General features: G+C 63.0%; 7 protein-coding genes and 2 pseudogenes. 6 read left to right on the top strand and 3 right to left on the bottom strand.

The features are described from left to right. Window positions 1-155: 155 nt before the first annotated feature. Window positions 156-305 (top strand): annotated as a pseudogene (locus tag ABS769_RS02350) (transposase); the annotation flags it as partial. Between the two features lie 170 nt (window positions 306-475). On the opposite strand, the gene ABS769_RS02345 reads toward ABS769_RS02350, so the two are convergent. Next, complete coding sequence (locus tag ABS769_RS02345) at window positions 476-742, bottom strand: hypothetical protein (protein ID WP_317060184.1); 267 nt, start codon at window positions 740-742, stop codon at window positions 476-478. A gap of 113 nt (window positions 743-855) precedes the next feature. Here ABS769_RS02345 and ABS769_RS02340 point away from each other — a divergent pair. Further along, a pseudogene (locus ABS769_RS02340) lies at window positions 856-981 on the top strand (methyl-accepting chemotaxis protein); the annotation flags it as partial. A gap of 2 nt (window positions 982-983) precedes the next feature. After that, entirely contained in the window at window positions 984-1,223 is a 240-nt protein-coding gene (locus ABS769_RS02335) for a hypothetical protein (protein WP_317060185.1), read from the top strand. Between the two features lie 143 nt (window positions 1,224-1,366). Here ABS769_RS02335 and ABS769_RS02330 read toward each other — a convergent pair whose 3' ends face one another. Together ABS769_RS02330 and ABS769_RS02325 are read right to left on the bottom strand one after the other, a co-directional pair. After that, entirely contained in the window at window positions 1,367-3,181 is a 1,815-nt protein-coding gene (locus ABS769_RS02330; RefSeq protein WP_317060187.1) for a DUF885 domain-containing protein, read from the bottom strand. 301 nt (window positions 3,182-3,482) lie between these two features. Continuing rightward, a complete protein-coding gene (locus tag ABS769_RS02325; protein ID WP_317060188.1) occupies window positions 3,483-5,285 on the bottom strand; it encodes a DUF885 domain-containing protein in 1,803 nt (600 codons plus the stop codon). Window positions 5,286-6,187: 902 nt separating this feature from the next. Here ABS769_RS02325 and mutS point away from each other — a divergent pair. The 3 genes from mutS to katG all read left to right on the top strand — a co-directional run bounded on the left by mutS (window position 6,188) and on the right by katG (window position 12,307). Continuing rightward, entirely contained in the window at window positions 6,188-8,743 is a 2,556-nt protein-coding gene (gene mutS, locus ABS769_RS02320) for a DNA mismatch repair protein MutS (protein WP_430544126.1), read from the top strand. Between the two features lie 327 nt (window positions 8,744-9,070). Further along, the gene (locus ABS769_RS02315; RefSeq protein ID WP_317060190.1) at window positions 9,071-9,688 is read left to right on the top strand and encodes a DUF937 domain-containing protein; all 618 of its coding nucleotides are present in this window, start codon (window positions 9,071-9,073) and stop codon (window positions 9,686-9,688) included. Window positions 9,689-10,060: 372 nt separating this feature from the next. Then, on the top strand, window positions 10,061-12,307 hold the full coding sequence (katG, locus tag ABS769_RS02310; protein ID WP_317060191.1) for a catalase/peroxidase HPI: 2,247 nt from the start codon (window positions 10,061-10,063) through the stop codon (window positions 12,305-12,307). Window positions 12,308-12,568 lie beyond the last annotated feature (261 nt).

Here is a 12,568-nt window from a genome sequence, read left to right as displayed (position 1 = left end):
ACCAACAAAGACCGCACGACAGCTTGAGCGGGCTAACACCTGTCAAGTTTTGTCATCAACATTGACCGTAGACTTCTCATTTTGGCTGGCACTGACTTGCGGGGAGTTCACAGGTCGTGGCGTAGCAGCAAGTGATCGAGCTGACCAATCCCCTCTCTCAGGTATCAGAACGCCCAGGCCGGCAGCCGTACGCACTAGCGGCGACGTTGCGGATGCATCTGCTCTCGCGGCGGTATGCGTTGAGCGATCCAGCACTGGACGAAGCGCGGCACGAGATCCCCACCTTGCGGGGTTTCGCCAAGCTCAAGCCCACCAAACGCATCAACTCGGCGGTTCCATTTGAACTTCAAAGATCTTGGCAGGTTGTGCAGAACGATCACCATCGGCGCAAGCAAGCAGGCGTCAAGGAAATGCACTGCGCGCCGTCTTTCGCCTTCATTTTTGACGACAGCGAAAACGCTAGATCGTGCACCTATCACATATCCACATCACGCGGAAAGTAGCGGCGAAATTTTTCTTCCCAGGCCTGGAATTGTTCCAGCGTATAGTCATCCATTGGCCGTTCCACCGAGGCGACTGCCTTGTTCTGTGCAACGACTGCGATGCGCTGAGACGACAGTTCGTCCCATGCTTTTCTCAGGGCGACCGGATCGGGATGCGAGACCAGCATGGCTTCCAGTAGCGTGGCCTGCGCCACGCGCGCGGCGAGCAGATCGCTGAGTGCGTCGGTGACGGCCTGCATCCATTCCTGATTGCGCCATGCGGCGTGTCGTACGTAATGGTGGGTCGGTGACTGTAGCGTGGCGGATGCAAGAACACTGTGCAGTCGTCGTCGCCTCGTAGGGCGGCGACATCGTCAGCAAGGTCGCCCAACGCTCCGCGGCTGCGGCCAAGGAGATCAAGAGCCTGATCGACGATTCAGTCGAGCACGTCGCCGAAGGCTCAAGACTGGTGCACAGCGCCGGCACCACGATGGCCCAGCGGTGGCGGTGTTCAAGATCGAGGCCGCACCAGCGATTGCGCCGCGTACCCCATCGACCAACGCCGCGCGTCTCAAGCCGGTGGCACACCACGCCACCAGTCTGCCAGCGCCCACCAAGCCGCCGATCAAGGGCACCGCAACGCTGGTGGCAGCACCCGCCAACGGCGCCGATTGGCAGGAATTCTGGTGCAAGAAAGCCGGTTTCTTCAGCGGCCGGCCTTTTGACTCAAGCAACCAGTGATTTCTCTGGGTTTGCGTCGGTAAACATCGGCCCGACGTCAGCCCTCGTCTACTCAGCTAACTGCACCATTTCGCCGTTCGCCCTCCATGCTACTGCGACCAGCATGTGCCGCCAGCTGGCACGCAAGAGCACACCGGGTTCACCTATTTTGCCACTTGATGCGCTTTGGACTTCGCGATCCATTGGCGCATCCGCTGCTGCAATAGCGCCAACGGCATAGCGCCGTCGCCGAGCACTGCGGTGTGGAATGCACGCAGGTCGAAACGATCGCCGAGTTCTTTCTGCGCCTCCAGGCGCAGCGCCATGAATTGCAGTTGACCCAGTTTGTAGCTCAGTGCCTGGCCCGGGAACGCAATGTAGCGATCAGTCTCGAACTGGATGCTCGGCTCGTCGTCGGACGGATGCGCATGGAAGAAGTCCACCATTTGCTGGCGATTCCAATGTTTGTAGTGCACGCCGGTGTCCAGCACCAACCGGTTGGCACGCAACAGGTCAGCCGATAGCCGGCCATAGTCGCTATACGGGTCCGCGAAAAATCCAACCTCCTTGCCCAGCCGTTCGGAATACATGGCCCACCCTTCACCGTAAGCCGTGTAATTGCCTTGCTGGCGGAACGGCGGCAACGGCAGCGTCTGCGCAAGCGATATCTGCAGGTGATGGCCTGGTACGCCCTCGTGATACGCGATGGTCTCGATATTGATCAGGGTTCTTTTGGAGAAATCGCTGGTGTTGACGCGCACGATGCCCGGCTTGCTGCTTTCAGGCGTGCTTTGAATGTAGCCGGCTGCAGGCGAATTCCGTTGAAACGCGGGCATTGCCTCCACCTCTAATGACTTGCTCGGCAACTGCTCGAACAGCCTCGGGAGCTCCCGCTGCATTCCCGCGATGTAGTGACGGTATTGCTCCAATATCTGCTCGCTGGACCTCGCGAAGTGGCGCCTGTCGGTTGCCACCGCCTTACGGAAGCTGGCCAGGTCCGCATAGCCCTGCGCCTTGGCAATGACGGTCATCTCGCTTTCGATGCGCGCAACCTCCTTCAGCCCGATCTGGTGGATTTGTTCAGGCGTCAGATCGGTGGTGGTCTGGGTATGGATGGCGTAACGGTAGCGTCGCTCGCCATCAGGAAGCGACCACAGTCCCTCCTGCGTACGCCCTTGTGCCGCGTATTCATTGCGTACGAATGCGGACAGCTTGGCGTAGGCCGGGCGGACCTGCTGGTCAACTGCGTCAAGCAACTGCTTTTTGAGCGCATCGCGCTGATCGGCGGGCACCACGCCGTCGAGTTTTTCCAAGGGTGACGCAAATGGGCTCTGCGTACCACGCTGCGCCGCAATCCTGTCAATCTGTTCGGGCACGCGCTCAAGCAGATAGCGCGGCGGCATCAAGCCATCCTTAGCGCCCTGGCGCGAGACTTCGATAACTTGATCGACCACCGCAGGAAGCGTCTGCAGCCGTTTGATGTAATCCTGATAGTCCTTGACGGTTTCGAAGGGGAACCTGTCGCTCTCGCCGGCAAGCGCAAGATGGATGCCGATTACCGGATCCAGCGGCATCTCGTAGACCTTCAGGTCGATACCATCTAGCGTGTCGCGCAGCTGGCCGAGCATCATCTGCAAACTGAGTTGACGTTGTTCGTCCAGCGCTCCGGCATTCACTGCCGAGAACTGCTTAAGCAGATCAGCCACGTCGCTCCGCTCTCTCTGCACGGCCTGTAGCGAATAGTCGCTCCAACGGTCGTTATAACGCCTCTCACCTATCGCGCTGGCGAACTCCGGATTCCGCTGCAAATGGTGTTGCCATTGCGCATCGAGTAGCGCGTCGAATGCCTTTGTGGCCTCTTCAGCAGTGTGCGCATGTCTTGCGGTAGCCGTCTTGTCCTCGGCAATCGACGCCGGCTTGCAGGCGGTGAATAGCGCAGCTGCGAGTAAACCCGCGGCGATGGGGCGCAGAAGGTGCATGAATTACTCCACTAAGAACGAGATGACGCAATGCATGGTCTGGAAAAGGCGAAACGCACTTTCGCGGGAAGGGTTCTCATCAATCGGCACCTGCTTGCCACTGGCTGGCCGAGAACCTACGTTTCTCTTCAGCAACGGCATGGGGCGGGTCATCCCTCGCCCCCCAGCATCACGTCTGAGGCCCCTTCGTGCGAAGTCGGCGATGCATCGATAATCGATCTCTACATCACTGAAAATCCTCCATGATCTACGCGCGCGGCAAACTTACCCGCAAGATCGCTACAGCTCATCCCCTTCCTGCCTAGTCAGCTTTGGTCTTTGCGATCCATTGGCGCACGCGCTGCTGCAACATCGCAAGCGGCATGTCGCCGTCGCCGAGCACTGCAGTATGGAATGCGCGCAAGTCGAAACGATCGCCGAGTTCTTTCTGCGCCTCTGCACGCAGCGCCATGAATTGCAGTTGCCCCACCTTGTATCCCAACGACTGGCCTGGCCACACGATGTAGCGGTCGATTTCGAACTGCATGCTCGCCTCGTCGTCGGACGGATGCGCGTGGAAGAAGTCCACCATCTGCTGACGATTCCAGCGCTTGTAGTGCACGCCGGTATCCAACACCAATCGATTGGCGCGCAATAGATCAGCCGATAGCCGGCCGTAGTCGCTATAGGGATCTTTGTAGAGCCCGACATCCTTGCCCAAGCGCTCGGCATACAGTGCCCAACCCTCGCCGTAGGCGTTATACCCACCCTGCTGGCGGAACGGCGGCAATGGTAGCGTCTGTGCAAGCGAGACCTGCAGGTGATGGCCTGGCACGCCCTCGTGATAAGCAATAGTTTCAACGTTGATCAGCGTGCGGTGAGCGACGTCGCTGATATTGACTCTCAGCACGCCCGGCTTGCTGCTTTCCGGGTTGCTTTGCAGGTAACGGGCGGGCGGGTATTTGCCCTGGAATGCCGGCATCGGCTCAACTTCCAGGGGCTTTTTCGGCACCTGCTCGAATAACTTTGGAAGCTCCCGCTGCATTCCCGCGACGTAGTGACGGTATTGCTCCAGTAGCTGCTCGCTGGAGGTCGCGAAGCGGCGCTTATCGGCTGCCACCGCCTTGCGGAAGCTGGCCAGGTCCGCATAACCCTGCGCCTTGGCAATGACGGTCATCTCGGCTTCGATGCGCGCAACCTCCTGCAGCCCGATCTGGTGGATTTGTTCAGGCGTCAGATCGGTGGTGGTCTGGGTGCGCACCAGGTATTGGTAGAGTTTCTCGCCATCAGGAAGCGACCACAGCCCCTCCTGCGTACGTCCTTGTGGGGCGTATTCATTGCGCACGAACGCGGACAGCTTGGCGTAGGCCGGGCGGACCTGCTGGTCGATCGCTTCAAGCAGCTGCTTCCTGAGCGCATCGCGCTGATCGGCGGGCACCACACCGTCGAGTTTTTCCAATGGCGAGGCAAATGGGTTCTGCGCGCCACGCTGAGCCACGATTCCGTCAATCTGCTCGGGCACGCGCTCAAGCAGATAGCGCGGCGGCATCAGGCCATCCTTGGCGCCCTGCCGCGAGACGTCGATGACTTGATCGACCACCGCAGGAAGCGTCTGCAGTCGTTTGATGTAGTCCTGGTAGTCCTTGGCGGTGTCGAAGGGGAAGCTGTCGCTGTAGCCGGCAAGCGTGAGATGGATGCCTTGCATCGGGTCCAGCGGCATCTCGTAGGTCTTCAGGTCGATACCGTCCAGCGTGTCGCGCAGCTGCCCGAGCATCATCTGCAGGCTGAGTTGACGTTGTTCGTCCAGCGCTGCGGCATCCACCGCTTCGAACTGCCTGAGCAGACCCGCCACAGCGCTGCGCTCTGCGGGCACGGCCTGTAGCGAGTAGTCGCTCCAGCGATCGTTGTAGCGCTTGTCGCCGATGGTGCTCGCGAACTCCGGGGCCTGCTTGAGCTGGTGTTGCCACTGCGCGTCAAGCAGCGCGTCGAAGGCCTTGGCTGCCTGTTCAGCCGTGTGCCCGAGTGTTGAGGTTGCCGCCTTGTTTTCGGCAGGCGGCGCCGGCTTGCAGGCGGTGAACAACGCGGCCGTCAGCAGACTGACGGCAAGGGGACGTAGAAGATGCATGAATTACTCCAAGTAACACGTACGGTCCATGCGCAGCTACACGCATCAGCGATATCGCAAACACACGAAATTTCTGCTCGCAAACCACTGGATCTGGCACACGCGCGCGCTGGATGCCTGCGTCGAGCACATAGCCGCATCGGCAGGCCTCGTGCAATTACCGCAGCTTAGAGCAGTCGTCATCGCGCGGACGATCGCAGTCGGCGTGGCTTCGCGTTTAGCGCCATCGACTGCTAAAGGCGGCACTTCCACGCACTTGCGGACAAAGCCAGTTACCACTCGCGCCGCTTTGATCACCTAGTGAGGGCACGCGCTGTGAGATCGCGACGCATCCAGCCGGGCGGTCACAGCAACTGGCCACATCTGCTCGACCGGCGCCGCGATTCGCACTCCGGTCCAAACGGGTGTCCCAATGCCCGAATAGGCGTCAACTGGCCGCGAGCCGACGATGACATCCGTGCTTCGATTTTCGATGGCGCGTCTGCGCCAACATGCCGCCCCTTAGACTGCCTCGGAGCACGCTTTGTGCCGACCAACTTGCGCCGGTCGCGTGCCGTCCTCAGCGCTTCAGGCCGCGTGATCCGCCGCCATGAGTCGTTCGCCGCACCGCGCGTGGCGCATTGTCGGCCGGGCACGAGGATTTTCAAGCCGGTGCGCTTAAACTTGCATCCGGGCCGCGCAGTCTGCCGCTCCAATGCAACACGCTGCTCTGGGCTCTCCCCACTGCGTCGCACCGTCGATTGATGCCGTCAACGGCGCCGCAACAGCGGCGCAACACGGAACTCGCTTGTCGCAGCGACCGCCCTGATCGACCGCACACCCTGGAAGGACGTTTCTTGCAAAACACTGATTCAAAAGACAAATCCAAGGCCACCAGCGGAGCAGTCGAGCACACCCCGCTGATGAAGCAATTCTTCGCCGCCAAGTCGGACTACCCCGACCTGCTGCTGTTCTTTCGCATGGGCGATTTCTACGAGCTGTTCTACGACGATGCGCGCAAGGCCGCGCGGCTGCTCGATATCACGCTGACCCAGCGCGGCAGTTCCGGTGGTGCGCCGATTCCGATGGCCGGCGTGCCGGTGCATGCCTACGAGGGCTATCTGGCGCGGCTGGTGGCGTTGGGCGAGTCGGTGGCGATCTGCGAGCAGATCGGCGACCCGGCGCTGGCCAAGGGCCTGGTCGAACGCAAGGTGGTGCGCATCGTCACGCCTGGCACGGTCACTGACGAGGCGCTGCTGGACGAGCGCCGCGACACCTTGTTGATGGCGATCTCGCGCAGCAAGCAAGGCTATGGTCTGGCCTGGGCCGATCTGGCCGGCGGGCGTTTTCTGGTCAATGAAGTGGACAGCGTGGATGCGCTGGAAGCGGAAATCGCGCGCCTGGAACCGGCCGAGCTGCTGGTACCCGACGAGGACAACTGGCCGGAATTCCTGCGTGGACGCGTCGGCGTGCGGCGTCGGCCACCGTGGTTGTTCGACGCCGATAGCGGCCGTCGTCAGCTGCTGGCGTTCTTCAAGCTGCACGACCTGTCCGGCTTCGGCATCGACGACAAGCCCTGCGCTACGGCTGCGGCTGGCGCGTTGCTCGGCTATGTCGAAGAAACCCAGAAGCAGCGCTTGCCGCATCTGACTTCCATCGCGATGGAAGTGGCCAGCGAGGCGATCTCGATGAACGCGGCCACGCGCCGGCATCTGGAACTGGACACGCGGGTGGATGGCGACACCCGCAATACCTTGCTCGGGGTGCTGGACAGCACGGTCACGCCGATGGGCGGGCGCCTGCTGCGCCGTTGGCTATATCGCCCGTTGCGCCTGCGCGAGGTGCTGGTGCAGCGCCACCACGCAGTCGGCAGCCTGATCGAGACCGGCGCCGATGCCGACGTGCGCGAGGCCTTCCGCGCACTTGGCGATCTGGAGCGCATCCTCACCCGCGTGGCATTGCGCTCGGCACGCCCGCGCGATTTTTCCACCTTGCGCGATGGCTTGGCGCTGCTGCCGAAGGTGCGCACGATCCTCGCGCCGCTGGATTCGCCGCGCCTGCAGACGCTGTACGCCGAACTCGGCGAGCACGATGCCACCGCGTATCTGTTGATCAGCGCGGTGGCCGAGCAACCACCGCTCAAGCTCAGCGACGGCGGCGTCATCGCCAGCGGGTACGACGCCGATCTGGATGAGCTGCGCCGCCTGTCCACCAATGCCGACCAATTCCTGATCGACCTGGAACAGCGCGAACGCGCCAGCAGCGGCATCGCCACGCTCAAGGTCGGCTACAACCGCGTGCATGGCTACTACATCGAGATCAGCAAGGGCCAGGCCGAAAAAGCCCCGCTGCACTACAGCCGCCGACAGACGCTGACCAATGCCGAGCGCTACATCACCGAAGAACTCAAGAGCTTCGAAGACAAGGTGCTGTCGGCGCGCGAGCGTTCGTTGTCGCGCGAAAAACTGCTGTACGAAGGCCTGCTGGATGCACTCGCCCACGAGCTGGAAGGCCTCAAGCGCTGCGCAAGCGCATTGAGCGAGCTCGACGTGCTGGCCGGCTTCGCCGAACGCGCGCAGGCGCTGGATTGGTCGCAGCCGGAACTGGACAGCGCACCGTGCCTGCGCATCGAACGCGGCCGCCACCCGGTGGTAGAAGCGGTGCGCGACCAACCGTTCGAACCCAACGATCTGAACCTGCACACCGACCGCCGCATGCTGGTCATCACCGGCCCGAACATGGGCGGTAAATCGACCTACATGCGCCAGAACGCGTTGATCGTGTTGCTGGCGCATATCGGCAGCTATGTGCCGGCCAGCCGTGCAGTGATCGGGCCGATCGACCGCATCCTCACCCGCATCGGCGCGGGCGACGATCTGGCACGCGGGCAATCTACCTTCATGGTGGAAATGGCCGAAACCAGCTACATCCTGCATCACGCCACGCCGCAGTCGCTGGTGCTGATGGACGAAATCGGCCGCGGCACTTCCACCTACGATGGCCTCGCATTGGCCGACGCCGTTGCACGCCATCTGGCGCATACCAATCGCTGCTACACGCTGTTTGCCACGCATTATTTCGAACTCACCGCACTGGCCGACGAATCGCATGCCGGCGGTGCCAGCGGCATTGCCAACGTGCATCTGGATGCGGTCGAACACGGCGAGCGCCTTGTGTTCATGCATGCGGTCAAGGACGGCCCGGCCAATCGCAGTTTCGGCCTGCAGGTGGCCGCGCTGGCTGGGCTGCCCAAGGCCGCGGTCACCCAGGCGCGTCATCGTCTGGCCGAACTGGAACAACGCGGCGGCGAAAGCCATGTCGCGCAGATGGCCCCGGCCGCATTGGATGCGCCGCAGCAGTTCGGCCTGTTCACTGCGCCCTCCTCTGCTGCGCAAGAAGCACTGCAGGCGCTGGACCCGGACGAACTCACGCCCAAGCAGGCGCTGGAGGCGCTGTATCGGCTGAAGGCGTTGCTGTGAGTGCCGGGATTCGAGAGTCGGGATTTGGGATTCGTAACAGCGGCTCTCGCGGCGCTTGCGAATCCGTTGCGGCGGCAGGGTTGGGTGGTCGGTTGAATGCTGTTTTGCAGGGATTGGGGATTCTTAACCGCATGGCTGCATGACCGACGCGTGCGGCCCTGCTAATCCAGTGCAGTTGCAGGTTTGAGTGTTTGCTTGAACGCTGCCCTGCAATAGCGCCGGCTCGCGCGACATCATGCTGCACGGTGACGCACGCCCCGCGGTTTGCTCTGCTGCCGCGACAGGCGCACCCTGCCTCGACGTTTTGTCCAACCGGAGAGCACACCGATGACCACGCCCGCCTCGTTGACCGATCAACTGGCCGCACAACTGCAGGGCCCGCAGTTGCAGCAACTCGCCAGCCGGCTCGGCATCGCGCCCGAGCAGGCGCAATCGGCGGTGCAGACCGCCCTGCCACTGTTGATGGGCGCACTGGGCCGCAACAGCCAGCAGGCCGGCGGCACCGATGCCTTGTTGGTCGCCCTGCAGCGCGACCACGCCGGCAGCCCGGACATCGGCAGCCTGCTCGGCGCGCTGCTGGGCGGCTCGGCCAATGGTGCGCAAGGCAATGGCGCCGGCATCGTGAGTCATCTGTTCGGCGACAAGGCACCGCAGGCGGCGGCAGGCCTGGGCAAGGCCACCGGGCTGGAAACCAGCAAGGCCAGCCAACTGCTGCAACTGTTGGCGCCCATCGTGATGGCGTATCTGGCCAAGCGTTTCCTTGGCGGCAATGCGGCGGCTGGCGGCAATCAACTCGGCCCGGCCTTGGCGCAGGAACGCCAGCAAGTCGGCAGCAATAGCGGCGTCAGCGGCCTGCTGAGCAGCGTGCTGGATCAGGATGGCGACGGGAAGCTGGGCCTGAGCGATGTCATGAAACTCGGCGGCAGCCTGTTCGGCAAGCGCTGACAGGTCGCTGCCGTGCTCCTGGGTTCCGCCCGGGCGTCTCCTCGCCATCCATAGCGACACCCTATCGATATGGTTGAATAATTCGAATTCCCCAACCGATCGATGCTCCTTATCGTGTGCACACGCCGCCACGATGAGTCCGCCTGATGCGCACCTCCGCCAGTCACATTCCGGATACCGACCCATATCGGCCCTTGCGGGCAGGCGCTAGCATCGGCACACGCGGCGACGATGTTCGATGACCCCACGGCCGCATGTGCGCCTTCGATCGATAACCATAGCTGACGCATTGCCCACCACTTCGACTCCACCAGCACGTGTCCGCAGTTTCGGCACACAGCTCCCCAAGTGCTCACGCACACAGGTATTGCCATGACAACCGAAGCAAAGTGCCCGTTCAATCACGCCGTCGTCGGTACCGGAACCACCAACCGCGATTGGTGGCCCAAGCAGCTGCGTGTGGACCTGCTCAGCCAGCATTCGAGCAAGTCCAACCCGCTGGGCCAGACCTTCAATTACGCCGAGGCGTTCAGGCGCATCGATCTGGCTGCGCTCAAGCAGGAACTGCGCGCGCTGATGACCGATTCGCAGGACTGGTGGCCGGCCGACTTCGGCCATTACGGCCCGCTGTTTGTGCGCATGGCCTGGCATAGCGCCGGCACCTACCGCATCGGCGACGGCCGTGGCGGCGGCGGTCGCGGCCAGCAGCGCTTCGCACCGCTCAACAGCTGGCCGGACAACGTCAGCCTGGACAAGGCGCGCCGCCTGCTGTGGCCGATCAAGCAGAAGTACGGCCAGGCGATTTCCTGGGCCGATCTGATGATCCTCACCGGCAACGTCGCGCTGGAAAGCATGGGCCTCAAGACCTTCGGCTTCGCCGGCGGCCGCGAAGACACCTGGGAGCCGGATCAGGACCTGTACTGGGGCCGCGAAACCAAGTGGCTGGGCGGCGACGACCGCTACTCGCGCGGATCGCCGGGCGTGGACGAAGCGCACGGCGTGCTGGTGAAGGACGACGACAGCGAAGTGCCGCACACCCGCGATCTGGAAAACCCGTTGGCCGCCGTGCAGATGGGCCTGATCTACGTCAATCCGGAAGGCCCGGACGGCAAGCCCGACCCGGTGGCCTCCGCGCGCGACATCCGCGACACCTTCGCGCGCATGGCGATGAACGACGAAGAGACCGTGGCGCTGATCGCCGGCGGCCATACCTTCGGCAAGACCCACGGCGCCGGCCCGGCCGACAACGTGGCCGCCGAGCCGGAAGCCAGCGATCTGGAAAGCCAGGGCCTGGGCTGGCACAACAGCTACGGCACCGGCAAGGGCGCAGACACCATCACCAGCGGCCTGGAAGTCACCTGGACCACCACCCCGGCGCAGTGGAGCAACGACTTCTTCGATCACCTGTTCAAGTTCGAGTGGGAACTGAGCAAGAGCCCGGCCGGCGCGCACCAGTGGGTGGCCAAGAATGCCGACGCCATCATTCCCGATGCGCACGATGCGGCGAAGAAGCACCGGCCGACGATGCTGACCACCGATCTGGCGCTGCGCTTCGACCCGGCCTACGAAGCGATCTCGCGTCGCTTCCACGAACACCCCGACCAGTTCGCCGATGCGTTTGCGCGCGCCTGGTTCAAGCTCACCCACCGCGACATGGGTCCGCGTTCGCGTTATCTGGGTACCGAGGTGCCGAGCGAAGAATTGCTGTGGCAGGACCCGGTGCCGCCGGTCGACCATGCCCTGGTCGATGCGCAGGACGCCGCTGCTCTCAAGCAGACCATCCTCGCTTCCGGCCTGAGCGTGGCGCAGCTGGTGTCCACCGCGTGGGCATCGGCATCGACCTTCCGCGGCTCGGACAAGCGTGGCGGTGCCAACGGCGCACGCATCCGTCTGGCACCGCAGAAGGATTGGCAAGCCAACCAGCCCGCGCAGCTTGCGCAGGTGCTGGGCACGCTGGAGCGCATCCAGGCCGAGTTCAACAGCGCGCATGCCGGCGGCAAGCAGATCTCGCTGGCCGACCTAATCGTGCTGGCCGGTAACGCGGCTGTCGAACATGCAGCGCACGCCGCAGGCCACAGCGTCACCGTGCCGTTCGCACCCGGCCGCACCGATGCATCGCAGGAACAGACCGATGTGGAATCATTTGCCGTGCTGGAGCCGGTGGCCGATGGCTTCCGCAACTTCGCCAAGCGCAGCTACGCGGTGCCTGCCGAAGCGCTGCTGATCGACAAGGCGCAGTTGCTCACTTTGACCGCGCCCGAGTTGACCGTGCTGGTCGGCGGCCTGCGCGTGCTCGGCGCCAATGTCGGCGACTCGAAGAATGGCGTGTTCACCACCCGCCCCGGCGTGCTGAGCAACGACTTCTTCGCCAACCTGCTCGACATGCGCACTGAGTGGAAAGCCACCTCCGAAGCGAAGGACCTCTATGAAGGCCGCGACCGCAGCACCGGCGAACAGAAGTGGACCGGCACGCGTGTGGACTTGGTGTTCGGCTCCAACTCCATCCTGCGAGCGGTCGCCGAGGTCTACGCCAGCGCCGATGCACAGGAAAAGTTCGTGCACGACTTCGTCGCTGCCTGGACCAAGGTCATGCAGCTGGACCGTTTCGATCTGGCGTAAGTCGCAAGGCGCACGCCCTCGTGCGTGCGCCTGCAGCTCTGTTGAACTACACGCAAAGAGATCGACTTGGCACACTGAAGACGTTCGTGGAGCGGCTGTTCTGCGGTTTGGCTGCAAGGCCCTTGCCCGCCCACCATCGCAGGACACGCTGCAAGTACGTCCCTGTAAGCTCTTACGCGGCATCCATGCCGCGTAAGGTCCCGCGACGGTGGGCGGGCAAGGACCAGTCCAGATGGTCGGTGTGCCTGGCTAAAAGCAGAG

The sequence above is a fragment of the Xanthomonas hortorum genome (assembly GCF_040279205.1).
Taxonomy (GTDB): domain Bacteria; phylum Pseudomonadota; class Gammaproteobacteria; order Xanthomonadales; family Xanthomonadaceae; genus Xanthomonas; species Xanthomonas hortorum_F.
The sequence above is the reverse complement of the archived record's forward strand: the minus strand, read 5'-3'. Positions and strand labels throughout refer to the sequence as shown.